Here is a 17,101-nt window from a genome sequence, read left to right as displayed (position 1 = left end):
CGGGTGTACCTTCGCTCGCATGGAACCGGTGGAGGAGCTCGTGCGGGTGCGCGTTCCCGACCGCACCATCGAGGTGCGGGTCCATGGGGTCTCGGGGACGCCACCCGAGGCGCTGCTCGGCGCGTTCCCGGTGCGGGTCGCGGGCGATGCCGATGCGGGGTTCTACCGCGCGCACGATGCGGGCACGTCCGGCGGCATCGCCGAGGCATTTAGCTGGGGCGGGCTCACCTCGCGCAAGCGCATCACCGCGTTGTGGCTGTTCCTCGCGCCGCTGTCCCTGATCAACGTGGCCGGGTGGATGACGCCCACGCACTCGCTGCCCGCCCGCGGCGCGTCGGGTGCCGCCGCGGCGTCGTCCCGGTCGCGTGCCTCGACGGTGCGCGACGCCGCGATGAGCATCGTCACGCTGGTGGCGACGGCGCTGATCGGTGCCGTCGCAGTCCAGGCGGCCGCCTCCGTGCTGGGCCTGATGACGGCCGATGCGGCGGTGGCCCCCGGCCGCGCGGCGGCGATGGTGGTGCTTGCCGCGCTGGTGCCCGCCGGGCTGCACGTGCTGGCGAAGGTGGGAGGAGCGCCCGACGACCGCGATCGCCACGACGACCCCTGGGGACGCGCCCTCGCGCTGCGCTCGCTCGCGCTGGCCCACCTGGGCGTCGCTCTCGCGGTGATCGCGCTCGTGGGGTGGGCGGTGACGCTGAACGGGAGCGCCGCCGCATCGACCGGAGCGGTGGTCGGGGCAGTCGCGGTGGCCGTGCTCGCCGGTGCCGCCCTGACTCTTGGCACCGCCGCCGTGCTGGGCACCCGCGTCGCGGGCAGTGACGCGGCTCATCCCGCAGGCGGCCCGGCCGCCGTGGTGGGAGCGGCCGCGGTGGTCGCCGCCGCCGTCGCCACCGCCGTGCGCGACGATGCGGCAGCCGCCGCGACGGGACTGACCGCCGTGCACTTCGTGCTGGCCGCGACGGCGGTGATCGCCCTGGGCGTCGCCTATGCGGCCGAGCGGCGCATGCCCGTCCGCGAGTCGGCGGGCTTCTCCGTGTCCTTCGCCGCACTGGGGTTCTTCATGTCGTACTCGGCGTTCGGGGCGCTGTCGTATGCGCTGCTCGCGTACGGCTCGGACCGGTCGGTCAGGGCGTTCGTCGAGGCGCCTGCGCCCGCCGCGATGTTCCGGCTGGTCGACTTCGCGGCGGTGGTGCTGACGTGCGGAGTGCTGTTCATCGCCGCGCGCGTGGTGGGCGAGGCGCGGCCGCTCGCTCACGCCGGTGACCTGGGCGTCGACGCGGCGGCACGGGTGCGCCGGGCCGTCGAACTGGCGCCGCTCGAGGTGCGCCGCGCGGGCCCCGGGATGCTGATCGCCGCCGGTGTGCTCGTCGCCGGCGAGGTCCTGCGCATCGGCCTTCCTTCCCAGGAGTGGGCGCAGCACGTGGGCCGCCTCGTCACGGAGCCGCGCCTGGTCGTCGGCGCGGTCGGCTGGCTGTTCGTCGTGTACCTGCTCGTGCGGGTGTGCCGCGGCAGGCGCGGAGCGCTGGTCGGCGCGGCCGTCGCTGCGGCGGGGGTCGCGGCCCTCGCGTGGCTGCTGCAGCGCGCGGGGTTCGATGTGCTGTCGTGGGCGCGCGTCGACCGGGCGGAGTCAGGCGCCCCGGTGGTCGGTCTCGCTCCCGAGAGCCATGGCTCCCCGACCGTGCTCGGCGGCTCATCGCCGGTGGACCCGGGGGCGATCGTCGCGACGGCCATCGGCGACCCGTGGGTCGCGGCATCCGGGTTCACGCTCGTCGCGGTGACGGTCGCGCTGTTCATCCCCGCGGTCTCGGTGCTGTGGTTCGTGCTCTCGGCCTCCGGCAACCGGGAGTCGCGCCGCGGCGTCGGCGTGCTGTGGGACCTCACCAACTTCTGGCCACGGCTCCACCACCCGTGGGCGCCGCCGCCGTACTCGGAAGCGGCGATCCCGGCGCTCGAGCGGCGCCTGGCCGACCTGCGCGCGGACCACCCGAGTCACTGCATCGTGCTCAGCTGCCACAGCCAGGGCGCGGTGCTGGGCTTCCCCGCGATGCGGCGCCTGCTCGCCGACGATCCCACCCACGCGGGCGAGCTGCGCTTCCTCAGCTACGGCACGCTGCTCTCCGCGCACTACCAGCGGCTCTTCCCGCATCTGTTCGACGACGCCCGGCTCCGCGCTCTCGACGACGTGGCCCCGGGCAGGTGGATCCACCTCTTCCGCGAGACGGATCCGCTGGGGCATCCCATCGCCGCGCTCGGCCCCGCGAGTCGGCAGGCGTCGCACACGCCTCCGCGCGGCGTCGAGCACGTGCTCACCCACTCGAGCTACGGCTACAGCCCCGAGTACCAGCGGGCGCTGGACGATCTCGCCGCGTGGGAGGGGTGACCGCGCCCTCCCACGGAAGAACACCTAGAGCTCGACGGTGAGCATCGGTTCCATCGTGGGGTGGGTCGAGCCGCCCGCAGGCTCCTCGGTGATGCATACGGCAGTGACGTCGCCCAGGTCCATGTGGACCACCGCCATGTACTCGCCGTCGTCCTGCGGCATGAAGGTGGGGCCTGGCATCGCCGTGCCGTCGTCCATCACGAGCCACACCTGGTACTCCATGCCGTCGGTGGGCATCGGGGCGGACGCGCCCATGAGCGCCACGCCGTCCATGCGCTCGCTCGCGACCACGTGGCCGTTGCCGAGGTCGAGGTCCATGGACTGCGCGTCGGGCGCCGACGTCACCATCATCACGTCCTTCTCGAGCGCGATCTGCGCGGCGTCGTCACCGCCGCCGACGTTCAGCGCGCCGACGGCCACGATCGCGACCGCGACGGCCGATGCGGCGGCGCCGAGGAGCGCGGGCATCCATCGCCGCGCGCGGCTGCGCTCGGCGCGGCCCGCCCGTCCGGCCGGAGCCGGCGCGTGGTCTGCGGCGAGCGCGTCGGGGCGGACCCCGGCGCGCGTCTCCAACCGCGCATCGGCCGCTGCGAAGGCCCGCGCATCGGCGCGTGCCGGCGTGAGCTGGGGAGTGCCGCCGACGGCCGCCATCACCCGCGACCGCAGGAAGGGGGGCGGAGCGGTGGCGTGCGCATCGGCGATCGCCATCGTCACCGCCGCGAACGACGCGAGCTCCTCGCGGCACTCCGCGCAGTCGTCGAGGTGGGCCTCGACGAGCGCGCGCTCGGGCGCCTCGAGCGCGTCGACGGCGTAGGCGCCCACCAGGGAGTGCGGGTCGATGGTCATCGCTCGCCTCCCAACGCGTCGCGGAGCTTGATGAGGCCGTCGCGAATGCGGGCCTTCGCGGTGCCCAGCGGCACGCCCAGTGCGTCCGCCGCCTCGCGCTGGGTGTAGCCCTTGAAGTACGTGAGCTCGATCGCTTCGCGCTGGCGCTCCGTGAGCGAGTCCATGCCTGCCCGGACGCGAGCCGACTCCCACTCGCGGTACATCACGTTCACCACCGAGTCCTGCTCGGCGGCGTCCACCTCGTCCCGCACTCCGTGGGCGTGCATCCGGGTCGTGTGCGCCTGCTCGGAGCGCACGCGGTCCACCGCGCGCCGGTGGGCGATGGTGAGTATCCACGAACGTGCCGAGCCCAAGGCGCTGTCGAACCGTGCGGCCCGGTGCCACACCTCGACGAGCGCCTCCTGCGCGATGTCCTCGGCCATGTCGCGGTCGCGCACGATCCGCACGGCGAGACCGAAGACGGAGCCCGCGACGGCGTCGTAGAGACGTTCGTACGCCTCGGCGTCGCCCAGAGCGGTGCGTTCGAGCAGCGACGTGACGTCCGGAGCGGGAGCGGATGCCCCGTCCGACGGCGTGTCGGGAACCGCGCGCAGGTGGCGTTCGGCGCTCATGCGGTCCTCCTTGTCGCTCGGGGTCATCGGGTGGGGAGCTGTCGAGAGCTCACGTGGGGAGGGGTCGGGGCGGGATCAGCCCTCGTCCTCCATCGCGTCATCCTCCATGCTGTCCTCCTCCATGGAGTCGTCCTCCTCCATCGAGTCGTCAGTGGGAGCCATGGTCTCCTCCATCATCTCGTCAGAGGGGTCGGTGGCGGGCTCGTTGTCGTCGCCGCAGCCGGCGAGAAACGTGCCCGAGAGCAGAATCGCGGCCGGAATGGCCAGGGTGCGAAGCGTGGGCATGGTGGTCCTCCCTGAGTGTGCCTGGCCCGAATGGCCCGGCACCAGTGGTTCGGCGCCGAGCGGCCGCCGGATGGGACGCCGAGCTCTCATCGGGCATGAAGAAGGGCGGCCGACCCGCTCAGTCGACCGCCCCGGGAGTGAGGTGAGGCGCCCGTCAGGGCGTGGGCGCCATGGTGTCCTCCATCAGCGGGTCTGACGTGGTGTCCAGATCGCCGTCGGTCGCGGTGTCGCCGCAGCCTGCGAGAAGGGCACCGCCGACGAGGACGAGGGCGGGAACTGCTGCCTTGCGAAGATCCATGGTGGGGCCTCCTTGGGGTCATGACAGAACGGGCCGCTCTGACCCGCCACTTCCATTAGCACCCGAAATGCCCGGTTCTGCACCTCGAACCAGGCAAAATCTTCGTCAACGGCTTTACCCAAAGGTGAAGGCGTACGCCTCGATGCCGGGGGAGAACTCCAGGATCATCACGTCGTCGAGGGGTGCGCCTTCGTACAGGTCGTAGAGGTCGGAGACGCCATTCACCTCGACCACGCGCTCGTAGTCCGCGTCATCGAGCAGGGTGACCCGCACCTCGCCCTCGCCCGCCATCACCAGGTGGACGTCCGCGGCGTAGAAGTTGAGCATCAGGCGCGCTCCGGCTCCCGAGAGGGCATGCTCCTCGGTCACGGTCCACTCGCCGAGGTACGCGAAGTGATCAGGCTGGGGGAAGGCGTCGTGGCCGAACACGGCGGCCTCGTCGTCGCGCACCTGACCCGCGTTGTCCGCGTACTCGAGGCGCCCGTACCCCAGGTATGTCTCCGGAGTGCGGCCCACGGTGTGACGGCCGGGGTTGGCGTCCACCGCGGGCATGGGCGCGGTATCGAGCAGTCGCTGGATCAGCTCTTCGGTCTCCGCGTAACGGCCCTCGCCGTAGTGGACCTGACGCACCACCCCGTCGGAGTCGATCAGGTAGTGCGCCGGCCAGAAGCGCTGGTCCCACTCGCGCCAGGTCTCGAAGTCGTTGTCGATCGCGATCGGGTAGTCGATCCCGTAGCGCTCCGCCGCATCAGCCACGTTGTCGACCTCTCGCTCGAAGGCGAACTCGGGGGAGTGCACGCCGATGATCGTGAGCCCGTCGTCGCGATAGCGCTCGTCCCATGCCGTGAGGAAGGGGAAGGTGCGCTGGCAGTTGATGCACGAGTAGGTCCAGAAGTCGATCAGCACCACGCCGCCGTCGCTCGTGAGCGCGTCGATGTCGAGGGCCCGGCCGTCCTTGGTGTTCAGCCACTCCTGGATGCCCACCAGGTCTCGCGCGGGGCCGCAGTTCTGCAGCGCATCGGGCGCGCCCGCCTCGCACTCGTCGAACGTGAGCGCATCGCCTCCCGCCGGAGCGGCCTCCTCCCGACCGGTGAGGCCGTCGAGCTCTCCGCGCACCGCGTCGTTGTCCTCGATTGCCTCTTGGGCGCTCGCGAGCACGCCGGGCACCCAGCGCTGCAGCGGCTCCGCGACGTTCGTGGCGACCACGAGCGCGGTCGCGAGCAGCACCACGCCCGAGCCGATGCGGATCGCCCGCAGGTGCTCGCGCACGGCCCGGATGCGCCCACCCATGGCCTGCCCGGCGAGACCGAAGGCGAGCAGCGGCACGGCGATTCCCACGGAGAAGCTGAGCGTCAGCACGACGAGCCCCCAGCTGTAGCCGTTGGTCGCCGCCAGCACGGTGATCGACGCGAGGATCGGCCCGGCGCACGGCACGAACACCAGCCCCAGCGCGAGGCCCATGACGAATCCGTTGCCGTCGCGCTTGAGCTGGGGAGGGCCGATGCGCTCGAAGGGCCGCTGCAGCAGCTCGCCGAGCGGCGGGATCGCGAGCCCCAGGCCCACGAGCGCGAGCACGACGATCCCGGCCCAGCGGAGCACGTCCTGCGGCAGGCCCAGCGACGAGAGCAGCAGACCGCCCAGCAGCGTGAACACCGCGAAGCTGGTCACCAGACCGGCGACCACCACCACCGGCCGCCGCCGCGAGGCCGCCCCGTCCTGGATGGAGCTCGTGAGGATCGCGGGCAGGACCGGCAGCACGCACGGGCTGATGGCGGTGATGATGCCGGACACGAGGCCGACGAGGGTGAGCAGGAGCATGACAGGTGTTCGGAGGCGACGCGGCCGCAGTTGGGTCGAGGGCGTCAGGTGCTGACGATGCCGGACCGCAGCGTGCGATCGGCCTCGCGGTACCCGTCACGGGCCATGGCGCGCCACATCTCGAGCGCGACGCGGGGCTGCTCGTCGGTGATCCGCTCGATCGACTCGGCAGAGAGCCGCAGCAGGGTGAGGTCGGTGACGGCGCGGATGCAGGTCTCCTGGATGCCCTCCGTGCCGAGAGCGAGCTCCCCGAAGGAGGTGCCCGGATGCATCGTGACCAGGTGGACCCGCGTGCCGTCGGGACCCTCCACCGTCGCTGCCGCCGAGCCGCTCACGATCACGTGGACCCCGGCGAAGTCGCAGCCCTTGTCCAGCACCACCTCGTCGGCGGTGAAGGTCACCTGCTCCATCTCCGCGTCGAGCACCGACCGCGCCTCGGGGGACAGGTCGCGCAGCAAGGGGTGATCGTCGACAAGCGTCTGCTCGTCGGTCGGCCCGTCGCCGTGGCGCCGCAGCAGTTCGTCCTCGCACCAGCGCACGGCGGAGTCGAGGTCGTCGAACATCGGGCTCGCCTGGTCGCTCCCGGCGTCGGGGTCGCGCAGCACGCCCTCGGGGTCCACGATCGCCGCCTCGCTCCCGGCCTCGCGCAGCATGGCGCGCAGTCCTCGCAGCGTCACGCGGGCCACGTCGGCCACGTCGTCCACTCGGCGCACGTCCACGATCGCCAGCTCGGGGCTGTCGTCCACGACGGCCCTGACCACGTGCTCGACTCCGGCGAAGAGCAGGTCGCCGTGCAGCTCATAGACCGTCGAATGGTCGGCGTGCTCGTCGAGCACCGCCTGGTCCGCCTCGGGACGGCGCCGGCGCGAGGCGACCTGAGACAGGGGGAAGCGGTTCCGCACGGCGGTGTTCGACGACCGGCCCACGTGCATGAGGTGCATCTCCATGTCGCGCGACATCCGCTCGCACAGCTGCACGCCGCGTGCACTGTTGCCGTGCTTGTCGAGGCGCGGGGAGTAGACCGCGAGCCCCACCTGCCCGGGAAGCACCGCGATGATCCCGCCGCTGACGCCGCTCTTGGCGGGCATGCCGACCGCGGAGATCCAGTCGCCGGCCGAGTCGTACATGCCGCACGTCGCCATCACGCTGAGGACGCGCTCGACGCTGGTGGTCTCGAGCACCCGTGCACCGGTGACGGGCTGCACGCCGCCGTTGGCGAGCGTGGCCGCCATGAGGGCGAGATCGCGGGTGTCGACGCTGATCGCGCACTGGCGCACGTACTGCGCGAGAGCGTCCTCGGGGTGGCCCTGGAGCACCTCGAACTCGCGCAGCATGTGCGCGATCGCCCGGTTGCGGTGCGTGGTGGTGATCTCGGAGTCGTAGATCGCGTCGTCCACGTCGAGCTCGCGGCCGGCGAACGCGCCGTACCACTCGAGCACGCGCTGGAAGCGGTGCTGGCCGTCATCGCCCGCGACGAGCGACGCCGCAGTGATCGCGCCGGCGTTGATCATCGGATTGCGGGGCCGGCCGGAGTCGGAGGCGAGGCTGATCTCGTTGAACGCGTCCCCCGAGGGCTCCACGTCGATCTTCGCGTCCACCGCCTCGAAGCCCTGATCCGCGAGCGCGAGCGCGTAGGTGAACGGCTTCGAGATGGACTGGATGCTGTACCGCAGGTCGGCGTCGCCCACCGTGTAGACGTGGCCGTCGATGGTGGCGAGCGCGAGCGCGAAGCCGTCGGGGTCGGCATCGGCCAGCTCGGGGATGTACGACGCCACCTCGCCGTCGGTCCCGCCGCACTGCTCGACGATGCTCTCCAGGTACTCCTGCACGGGGCTACGCATGCCATGAGACTAATGCGGCTCGGCAGGGGTGGTCGGGCGTCACCCGGCACGGCGGCCGATGCGAGCGCTAGCCTGAGGCGCATGACCGTGGGCTACGTGCTGGGCGGCGGGGGCGTGCGCGGCGCCGTCGAGGTCGGCATGCTGCGCGCCCTGTTCGATGCGGGCGTGACGCCAGACCTCGTGGTCGGCACCAGCATCGGCGCCATCAACGGAGCGGCCGTGGCCGCGAACCCCACCGCGGCCGTCGTGGACGTGCTCGAGCACGCGTGGGCCTCACCCACCGCATCGGCCGTCTACGGGGAGTCGTGGCCGCGCCAGCTGCGCCGGCTCGCGCAGTCGAAGACCCATCTCAACGATCCCGAGCCGCTGCGGCTGCTGCTCGAGTCGATTCTGGGCGCGGACGCGCAGTTCGAGGACCTGCCGGTGCCGCTCGCGGTGTGCGCCGCCAGCATCGAACGGGCATCCGAGCAGTGGTTCGACACCGGCCCGGTCGTTCAGGCGGTGCTCGCCAGCGCCTCGGTGCCGGCCGCACTGCCGCCCACGCGCATCGGCGACGAGCACTACATCGACGGCGGCGTGGTCAACTCGATCCCGCTGGGTGAGGCGATCTCCCGCGGCGCCGACGAGGTCTACGTGCTGCAGGTGGGCCGCATCGAGGAGCCGCTCGGGGTGCCTACGCGGCCGTCGGAGGTGGGCCGCGTCGCGTTCGAGATCTCGCGCCGCCACCGGTTCGCACGGGACCTGGATGAGGTGCCGGAGCACGTCACGGTGCACGTGCTCCCGTACGGCGGCCGCCAGCCCGGCGATGAACGGCTGAACGCCTACCGCCGCCTCGACCGCACGCACGCCCGCATGCAGGCGGCCTACGACGCGTCGCGCCTGTACCTCGAGTACCACCGGCGCGGCCGGTGACCACGGCCGATGCGCGGGCAGCCAAGCCCGCGAAGGCGCCACGACGCAGCGTCTTCTGGCGTCTGCCGCCGGTGTGGGTGCGGCGCGTGGTGATCGCCCCGCTGATCGTGCTCGCGGCGTTCGTGTGGCTGCCGCTGCTGGTCTGGATCGGCGTGGTGGTGGCGGGCGTGGTCGCCTGGGCGCTGCCGGGCCGGGTGCGCGTGCTGCGGGTGATCTTCATGGCGGGCCTGTACCTGCTGTGGGACGCGACCGCGCTGGTGTGGATGTTCGGGCTGTGGGTGATCTCGGGTTTCGGGTGGAAGCTGCGCACCCCGTGGTTCGAGCGCGAGCACTATCGCATCGCCGGCCTCATGCTGGGCTCGCTGTTCTGGGCGGCGCGCCGGGTGCTGCGCCTCGAGATCGAGTTCAGGGACGCGAACTTCGATGCGCTGGCGAAGGGCAGGCCGCTCATCGTGGTGTCCCGTCATGCGGGGCCGGGGGATTCGTTCATCATCGTCGAGGCGCTCATCAACCAGTACTCACGCGAGCCCGCCATCGTGCTCAAGGACACGCTGCAGTGGGACCCCGCCGTGGACGTGCTGCTCAACCGGCTGCCCACCCGGTTCGTCACGCCGGAGCGCCATCGCAAGCCAGGCGCGCCAGGAGGGTCGGCGTCCATCGGCGAGCTCGCGGCCGGACTCGAGGGAGAAGACGCGCTGCTGATCTTCCCCGAGGGGGCGAACGCGACCCCCAAGCGCCGCGAGCGCCGCATCGCGGAGCTGCGCGCGGCGGGTCATGGGGAGCTGGCTGACCGCGCGGAGGCCATGCCGCACGTGATGCCGCCGCATGCCGGGGGAGTGCTCGCCGCTCTCGACGCTCGTCCCGAGGCGGCCGTGGTCGTCGTGGCGCACACCGGACTCGAGGCGCTGTCGACCGCCAGAGACGTGTGGCGCGAACTGCCCGTCGACAAGCGCATCGTCCTCAAGGGCTGGACCGCCGCGCCCGAGGAGATCCCTGAGGGACGCGAGGCGCGTGCCGACTGGCTGTACGACTGGTGGGAGCGCGTGGACGCGTGGATCGACGAGCATCGGCCCGTTCCCTAGCGCGCCGCCGCCCGCCATGCTCATGGCTGCCCGTGACGTAGCGTGGGCGCATGAGTGCACTCAAGGACGGACGCTGGGGCCTGGTCGCGGTGCAGGGACTGCTGTTCGCCGCGGTCGCGGTGACGGCGCTGCTCCCCGGCCCGCTGCTGTGGCGGTCCCTGTGGACCGGGCTCGCGCTCGTGATCCTCGGTTCCGTCGGCGTCATCTGGTCCGCGAAGGATCTGGGGCGGGCGCTCACCCCGTCGCCGGTGCCCAACCATCAGGGGCTGGTCGCGCGCGGCCTCTACCGTCACGCGCGGCATCCCATGTACACCGCACTGGTGGTGATCTGCCTGGGAGTCGCCGTCGGCTCCGGCACATGGTGGTGCTACGTCTCCGTGGCGCTGCTCGCCGCGTTCCTGGAGTACAAGACCCGCGTCGAGGAGCGCTACCTGCTCTCCGAGTACGAGGGCTATGCGGAGTACTCCACGCGCACCGGCAAGTTCTTCCCCGGGGTGGGGCAGCGCGTCGCCTCTCGCTAGTCGCGTCGCCGTGACTGCGCCGGGCGAACCGGGTGCGGGTCTGTACGAATCGTTCCGATGCCGCTAGCATTCGGGCCAGGCTCATGGGGGGATGAGCTCGCGTGGTCGCTACGCAGGCGCGGTGTCTTCGGGGGGAGCCCTCGCGCGAGACGCATGGACGACCACGCTGTGCCGGGTTGATGGCGCCTGGACGTCGTCAGGGCCGGGGTGAGCCTTCCTTGGAGGAGGCTCGCCCCGGCCGCTGCGGTTCCTCATGATCCGGCTCGTGCCTCCGAGGCCGCGCCCATGACCTAGCCTCGTGCCATGGAACAGTTGCATGCCGTCGTCACCGGCGCATCGTCCGGCATCGGATACGAGACCGTCCGCTCGCTCACCCGCGACCACGGCATGCGCGTCACCGCAGTGGCGCGCCGCCGCGACCGCCTCGACGAGCTCGCGGCGCAGACCGGATGCGCCGTCGTCCAGGCCGACATCACCTCGCAGGAGGACGTCGACCGGCTCGCTCGCGAGCTGGACGAGCCCGTGCACGTGCTGGTGAACAACGCGGGCGGTGCGATCGGCTGGGACACCGTGGCCGAGTCGAGCCTCCAGGCGTGGAGCGACCAGTACGAGCTCAACGTGGTCGGCACCGTCCGCGTCACGCAGGCGCTGCTGCCCGCGCTCACCGCATCGGGCCGGGGCGACGTGGTGGTCGTGACCTCGACCGCCGGCCACGAGCCCTATGAGAACGGCGCGGGCTACGTCGCCGCCAAGCACGCCGCCGTCGCGATGACCCGCACGCTCCGGCTCGAGCTCACCGGCACCGGAGTGCGCGTCATCGAGATCGCGCCCGGCATGGTGCGCACGGAGGAGTTCTCGCTCAACCGGTTCGGCGGTGACGACCGCGCTGCGGACGCGGTGTACGAGGGCATCGAACCGCTGACCGCTCACGACATCGCCGAGGCGATCACGTGGGCCGTGACGCGGCCTCACCACGTCAACATCGACCAGCTGGTGATCCGCCCCCGGGAGCAGGCCGGGGCCGCTAAAACGGTACGGCGGCCCTCGAACACGCCCTAGGCCCAGGTCATCGGGCGACGACGGCGCGTTGCTCACTACGATGTGAAAATGGCGACTGAACGGGCACGACTCCTGCTGCATCCCGTGCGGATGCGCATCGTCATCGCGCTGTCGGCGCAGCAGCTCACCACGCGCCACATTCATGAGCTGATGCCCGAAGTGCCGCAGGCCTCGCTGTACCGCGCCATCGCGCAGTTGGCCTCCGCAGGCATCGTCGAAGTCGTGAGCGAGGAGCGCCGCGGCGGTGCCATGGAGCGCACGTACCGGCTCGCGCCCGACGACGTGCCGCTGACCGCGGAGGACGTCGAATCGTCGAGTCCCGAGGAGGCGCTCGCGGCGGTCCAGACCCTCGCCGACCTCATGGTCGCCAGCTCCAGCCGCTATCTCGCGCAGGCGGGCGACGAGTGGTCACAGTCCAGCCTCACCGTGCGGCACGCAGCGCTGTGGCTCACTGACGAGGAGCGCGCCGAGTTGGGCGACGAGCTGCTCGCGCTCCTCGCGCGATACGAGGCCAAGTCACGAGGGCCCAAATCGCACCTGCACAGCGTTCAGGTGGCCGTCATGCCCGAGGTCGGACCTCCGGACGTCTGTCCCGACGGCCAGGACTAGCGTCGCAGCTCGCGCCACGTCGCACTGCACAACTGCGCGTCTCGGCGTCTGGGCGGGCGAATGCCGGTCACTCCACTGGCTCGAGCTCCAGCCGGACGATGCGGTCGTCGCCGTCACGGGGGTCGCCCCGGCCATCGGTGTTGTTGGTCAGCGCATAGAGCGCTCCGTCCGGACCGATCGTCACGGCGCGCACACGCCCCAGGTCGTCCACCAGCACCTGCGGCTCGCCCACCCCCTCCGCGGTGAAGGGCACGCGATAGATGGCCTCGCCCCGCAGGGCAGCCACGTAGGCGCCCTCGGCGGTGACCGCGATGCCACTGGGGGAGGCCGCCGCGGTGGGGCGCCATTCGGCCACCGGGTACGTCAGGCCGTCGACGGTCTGGCCGAGCCCGGTGCCGTCCGGGGCGCCGATCAGTCCTTCGACCACGGGCCACCCGTAGTTGGCCCCCGGCACGATGACGTTGAGCTCGTCCGCGTCGGCCTGGCCGAACTCCGAGGCGAGCATCGTGCCGTCGGGGGACCACCCGAGGCCCTGCACGTTGCGGTGGCCGTAGCTCCACACGAGGTCGCCGAAGGGGTTGTCGGGAGCGGGTGCGCCATCCTCCTCGCCGTCGGGTCCGTCGGCGACGACGCGCAGAATCGTGCCGTGGAGAGTGGATCGATCCTGCGCGAGGTCGGCCTGAGCGGCGTCCCCGGTCGCGACGTAGAGGTGGCCGTCGGGGCCGAAGGCGATGCGGCCGCCGTCGTGGTTCGACGCCTTCGGGATGCCGGCGACGACATCGACCGGCGCGTCCAGGACGTCGCCGTCGAGGCTCATGCGCACCACGGCATTGCCATCAGCACGCGTCAGGTAGGCGTACAGCACGCTCGGGTCCGAGGGCAGCAGCGCGATCCCCAGCAGCCCGGCCTCGCCTGTGGCGTCGGTCTCGGCGAGTGCCTCGGCGCCCGGACCCGTGAGTTCCGTCGGGGTGCCGTCGGGGCTCACGCGCAGGACGCGGCCGTCGTCTCGCTCGGTGACGAGGATCGACCCGTCGGGCTCGAACGCCATGGCCCACGGAGCGGACAGTCCCGTCGCCACGTCCTCGCGAGCCACGACCACCATCTCCGCGACCTCACGCGACACCGACGGCGGCTGGGCCGATGGCGGGGGAGAGGCGCTGCCCGCGGTGACGCCCGGGACGTCATCGGGCGAGCCGGTCGTGGCGTCCGGAGTCGCATCGGATGAGCACGCAGCGAGCGCGAGCATCGTCGCGGCGACGATGGCACCGGACCGAGCCGCGCGGAGGCGTGGCAGCGGTCGGGTGCCGGAGTGCCGAGGAATGAGGGGCCGTCGGGACATATCGCCACCCTATGCGCGCGCATCGACGCTCGCAGGGCGTGTCAGACCCCGGGCTCGCCGCTGTCAGGAGGCCGCTTGGCCTCGCGCTGCGGACGGGCGCTCTTGCCGATGGGGCCCTTCACGACCTTCCTGAGCGCCGCGCCGCCCTTGGCGGCGGGGTCCTTGCGCGGGGACTCCGACCTGCGCGTCCGCGGCTTCGTTCCGGACTTGCTGGCCGCCTTGCCGCTCGTCTTGATCCGTGACGAGCGTGGGCGGCGTGCGGCCAGGTCGGCGTACGCGCGCGGCTGGTGGTGGTTGAGCTGCTGACGCCACCACCACTCGCGGCGACGCTCGTTGAGCGCGGCCTGTGCGGCGAGGGCCGCGCGCACCTGACGCGGCACGCTCAGGCGGCGGATGGTGCGGCTGTCGACAGTCGCGAGGATGCCCGCGGCGACGAGGGTCAGCGCGAGGGAGACCAGTGGCAGCCACCGCGCACCCCACGTCGCCACGACCACCGCGCCGAGCACCGGCCCCAGCGCCGCGCCCACGTTGAACACCACGGTGTAGGCGCCTGCGCCCATCTCGGTGCGCCACGGGGTGTGTCGCATGGCCCAGTTCAGCAGCGCCGTGACCGCGACCGCCCACGACGCCGCCTGGACCACCTGGAAGGCCACGGCCGACCAGGTCTGGCCGAGTGCCAGCAGGCACCACGCGACCGCGAGGGAGCCGATGGCGAGCGCGACGGTGTGCACGGGCCGTCGCGACAGGTGGCCGGAGATGCCGAGCGTGGCGGCCACCGCGACGGCGCCGCCCAGGCCGAACAGCAGCGGCAGCGACGAGGCGGGCATGCCCACCTCATCGGTCAGCAAGGGCACCACGTACGTCCAGGTGAGTGACATCGCCGTGGTCGCGACCAGCGTGACGCCGAGCACCCGCGCGAAAGCGGGCCACGACGGCAGGTCGCCGACCGTGCTGTGCTGAGTGGTGGCGGAGCGCGACGAGGGGAGCACCACCGCGAGAGCGACCGCCAGGACCAGGCCGATGACGGCGAGCCCCCAGTACGGCGCCTGCCAGGCGACGGAGGTGCCGAGCGCCGTGACGAGCGGGGTGCCGAGGACTCCAGCGGCGGCGGAGCCCAGCATGATGGTCGTCACCGTGCGTGCCCGCAGGTGCGGGGCGAACAGGCTTGCCGCGGCGGGCGCCACCACCGCCCAGAACAGCGCATGCGCGGTGGCGGAGATCACGCGTCCCGTGGCGAACATGGCGAGCCCATCAGCGTTCGCGACCACCACGACGCCGGAGGTCCACACGCCGAACGTCGCACTCAGCGCGACCCTCCGGCTCACGCGCTTGGTGACCATCGTCAGCGGCAGGGTCGCCACCACGACGGTGAGCGCGAACGCGGTCGCGAGCAGCCCGATCGAGGAGACAGGCACGTCCAGCCCCGCGGCGATCGTCGTGCTCAATGCGACCACGGACGCCTCGTTCGCACCGGCGGCGAAAGCGCCCACGGCGAGGGTGATCAGTCCGAGCCGGGCCCGACGCGGCGAGAGCGACAGGGCGTCTTCTGAGCGATAGCCGGGATCGGGCTCGTCGAGCACCATCGTGGCGGTGGTGCCGCCCGCGATCGGGATGGAAAGGGTGGCCGGCTCAGACTCGTAGTTCGACGGGTCGAAGCCCGGCAGCGAGCCGACAGGCAGCTCCTGTGTGTCCGCCAGGGGCTCGGCCGCGTCGTCGTCGCCCAGATCGAGCTCGAGAGTGCTGGTGGAGTCGGACAACGCGGGCGGCTTTCGTGATTCGTGGGGGAGGAAAAGGGGCTGGTACGAGGCGGAGTGTGCGAGGCAACTGACACAGTTGACGCAGGTCCGCGTCCCCTCGTTCAGCCAACGGGCGCGGCCCCCTCAATGTTCCCACAGGGACCGGCCTCTCATGGCCTCTCGCGGCGTCCTCACGGGCGCGAATCAGGCCGCGTCGGCGGCTCCCTCGGCGCGTGCGGGCTCACCCAGATCCGCCAGCTGCACGGGGCGCGAGTACCACCACCGGCGCGTGACCCGGGCCACCAGCGCCCCTGCGACGACCGCGAGCCCGCCGATCACCGCGACGCGCACGTCCCGTGTCACCAGCACGCCAGCGAGCATGCCTGCCGCCGCGATGCCGGTGCGGACGAACTCGAGCGTGCCGATCACCACCGAGTTCATGTTCGAGCGCACCTGCCACGGCGTCGTGCGGGCGAGGATGAAGCTCGTGAGCGCCAGCAGCGTCACCGGCAGATACACGGCCAGGATCGCCCAGTTGGCACGCACGTACAGTTCCATCCGGTCGGGGCCGGACAGGGCGTCGAACGCCCAGATGATCAGCACGGGGAACATCAGCACCACGAGCGCGATCGTGCCGCGCCGCGCCCCGATGAGCTCCGCCCGGCGGTGGTCGATCATGCCGTCGCGGCCCATGGCCGCATGGATGCCGGCCGTGCCGCCGTGCTGGAGCACCACGAGCAGCAGCGCACCGAACACCGCCCACTCGGCGACGGTGAGGTCCCAGATGGGCCACGCGCCCACGGCGTCCATGAGGCCGCTCATCGCCGCCTGCCCACGATCGGCCGCACGATCTTCTCGGGCTGCGGGATGTAGCGCGAGACGTCCTCGCAGGTCAGTTCGTAGTCATCGCCGATGCGAGCCGTCGCGCTGTCGAGCAGCTCCTGTGCGCTGAGCGCCCGTCGCATTGACATCGAGCCGTCATGGCGTGAGATCGGCTCTCGCATGCGCGTGCGATGCAGCATCCAGGCGCCCGCATGGGTCCAGAACCCGGGCGAGGGGTCGAAGTGGGCGAAGCCCGCCACCCCCAGATCGCCGTGCCGCGCAAAGAAGTCGCCCAGGGAGTCTCGCCCGATGTGGTGGAGCACGCCGGAGGAGATCATGAGCGTGCGTGCCGGATCATCGATCGCGAGGCTCGGGTCCAGGGCGTCGCCGTGAATGAACCGCACCGGGATGTCCTCGGCTCTCGCCAGCCGCGCCGCCGCGTCCACCAGCAGGGAGTTGAAGTCGAGCCCGACGAACTCCACATCGGGGCCGAGCGCGCGGGTCGCGGCCAGCACCCGGGTGTCGAAGCCGATGCCGCACCCCACGTCGACCACGCGGATGGTGCCTCCAGCGTCGTCACGCAGCTGCGCGACGATGGGCGCCAGCGACGACGCCATGCGCTGCGGCACGTGCACGAACTCGGACAGGCGCGCGAGCTCGAGGTGCACGGCGAGGAAGACCTGGTCGACGGGCACCTCCTCGAGGGTGCCGTCCTTGCGCACGGGCAGGCCGTCGAGCATCCGAGCCGCGCGTTGCTGGCCGCGGTCCTCGAGCTTGGCTCGCGCATCGGCCTTGTGCACGGGGAGCCGGTCGCCGGAGGGCATCTCGACGTCCCACAGGACGTCGAGCACTTCGAGTGGCTCGGCCTGGATGGTCACGTTCGCTCCCTCCCGCGGGTCGGTCTGGCTGAATAAACGCAAGGACGTGGGTGTTCATGCCCTC

The 17,101-nt window shown here is 71.9% G+C and carries 16 protein-coding genes; 6 read left to right on the top strand and 10 right to left on the bottom strand.

What is annotated here, in order from left to right; genetic code table 11:
* Window positions 1-19 precede the first annotated feature (19 nt).
* The gene (locus tag QQX02_RS01840) at window positions 20-2,380 is read left to right on the top strand and encodes a hypothetical protein (protein ID WP_301140847.1); all 2,361 of its coding nucleotides are present in this window, start codon (window positions 20-22) and stop codon (window positions 2,378-2,380) included.
* Between the two features lie 24 nt (window positions 2,381-2,404).
* Here the strand turns inward: QQX02_RS01840 and QQX02_RS01835 are convergent, their stop codons facing one another.
* From QQX02_RS01835 to glsA, 6 genes are all read right to left on the bottom strand, one after another.
* The gene (locus QQX02_RS01835) at window positions 2,405-3,226 is read right to left on the bottom strand and encodes an anti-sigma factor (protein ID WP_301140846.1); all 822 of its coding nucleotides are present in this window, start codon (window positions 3,224-3,226) and stop codon (window positions 2,405-2,407) included.
* Window positions 3,223-3,837, bottom strand: coding sequence for a sigma-70 family RNA polymerase sigma factor (locus QQX02_RS01830; protein WP_301140844.1), 615 nt, complete (start codon window positions 3,835-3,837; stop codon window positions 3,223-3,225). The genes QQX02_RS01835 and QQX02_RS01830 overlap by 4 nt, the downstream gene beginning before the upstream one ends.
* 75 nt (window positions 3,838-3,912) lie before the next feature.
* A complete protein-coding gene (locus QQX02_RS01825; RefSeq protein WP_301140843.1) occupies window positions 3,913-4,122 on the bottom strand; it encodes a hypothetical protein in 210 nt (69 codons plus the stop codon).
* Window positions 4,123-4,276: 154 nt separating this feature from the next.
* The gene (locus QQX02_RS01820; protein WP_301140841.1) at window positions 4,277-4,420 is read right to left on the bottom strand and encodes a hypothetical protein; all 144 of its coding nucleotides are present in this window, start codon (window positions 4,418-4,420) and stop codon (window positions 4,277-4,279) included.
* Between the two features lie 114 nt (window positions 4,421-4,534).
* A complete protein-coding gene (locus QQX02_RS01815; protein ID WP_301140840.1) occupies window positions 4,535-6,238 on the bottom strand; it encodes a cytochrome c biogenesis protein CcdA in 1,704 nt (567 codons plus the stop codon).
* A 44-nt stretch (window positions 6,239-6,282) separates the two neighbouring features.
* Window positions 6,283-8,079 carry a glutaminase A gene (glsA, locus tag QQX02_RS01810; protein ID WP_301140839.1) on the bottom strand — a complete coding sequence of 599 codons (1,797 nt, stop codon included), beginning with the start codon at window positions 8,077-8,079 and terminating at the stop codon, window positions 6,283-6,285.
* Window positions 8,080-8,160: 81 nt separating this feature from the next.
* Here glsA and QQX02_RS01805 point away from each other — a divergent pair, with 81 nt between their 5' ends.
* From QQX02_RS01805 to QQX02_RS01785, 5 genes are all read left to right on the top strand, one after another.
* Window positions 8,161-8,991 carry a patatin-like phospholipase family protein gene (locus tag QQX02_RS01805; protein WP_301140837.1) on the top strand — a complete coding sequence of 277 codons (831 nt, stop codon included), beginning with the start codon at window positions 8,161-8,163 and terminating at the stop codon, window positions 8,989-8,991.
* Window positions 8,988-10,073, top strand: coding sequence for a 1-acyl-sn-glycerol-3-phosphate acyltransferase (locus QQX02_RS01800; protein ID WP_301140835.1), 1,086 nt, complete (start codon window positions 8,988-8,990; stop codon window positions 10,071-10,073). Before QQX02_RS01805 ends, QQX02_RS01800 begins: the two co-directional genes overlap by 4 nt.
* A gap of 50 nt (window positions 10,074-10,123) precedes the next feature.
* Window positions 10,124-10,594, top strand: coding sequence for a methyltransferase family protein (locus QQX02_RS01795; RefSeq protein ID WP_301140834.1), 471 nt, complete (start codon window positions 10,124-10,126; stop codon window positions 10,592-10,594).
* Between the two features lie 303 nt (window positions 10,595-10,897).
* On the top strand, window positions 10,898-11,653 hold the full coding sequence (locus tag QQX02_RS01790) for an SDR family oxidoreductase (RefSeq protein ID WP_301140832.1): 756 nt from the start codon (window positions 10,898-10,900) through the stop codon (window positions 11,651-11,653).
* A 48-nt stretch (window positions 11,654-11,701) separates the two neighbouring features.
* Window positions 11,702-12,262 (top strand): helix-turn-helix domain-containing protein, encoded by a 561-nt coding sequence (locus QQX02_RS01785; protein ID WP_301140831.1) that lies wholly within the window; start codon window positions 11,702-11,704, stop codon window positions 12,260-12,262.
* Window positions 12,263-12,329: 67 nt separating this feature from the next.
* On the opposite strand, the gene QQX02_RS01780 is transcribed toward QQX02_RS01785, so the two are convergent.
* The 4 genes from QQX02_RS01780 to QQX02_RS01765 form a co-directional block, all read right to left on the bottom strand.
* Entirely contained in the window at window positions 12,330-13,601 is a 1,272-nt protein-coding gene (locus tag QQX02_RS01780; RefSeq protein WP_301140830.1) for a PQQ-dependent sugar dehydrogenase, read from the bottom strand.
* Between the two features lie 41 nt (window positions 13,602-13,642).
* A complete protein-coding gene (locus QQX02_RS01775; RefSeq protein ID WP_301140829.1) occupies window positions 13,643-15,358 on the bottom strand; it encodes an MFS transporter in 1,716 nt (571 codons plus the stop codon).
* A 183-nt stretch (window positions 15,359-15,541) separates the two neighbouring features.
* A complete protein-coding gene (locus QQX02_RS01770) occupies window positions 15,542-16,159 on the bottom strand; it encodes a hypothetical protein (RefSeq protein WP_301140828.1) in 618 nt (205 codons plus the stop codon).
* A complete protein-coding gene (locus QQX02_RS01765) occupies window positions 16,156-17,037 on the bottom strand; it encodes a class I SAM-dependent methyltransferase (RefSeq protein ID WP_301140827.1) in 882 nt (293 codons plus the stop codon). Before QQX02_RS01765 ends, QQX02_RS01770 begins: the two co-directional genes overlap by 4 nt.
* Window positions 17,038-17,101: the final 64 nt, after the last annotated feature.

The sequence above is a fragment of the Demequina muriae genome (assembly GCF_030418295.1).
In the GTDB taxonomy this organism is placed as follows: domain Bacteria; phylum Actinomycetota; class Actinomycetes; order Actinomycetales; family Demequinaceae; genus Demequina; species Demequina muriae.
Note: the sequence above shows the minus strand (reverse complement) of the source record. Positions and strands in the feature narration are given on the sequence as shown.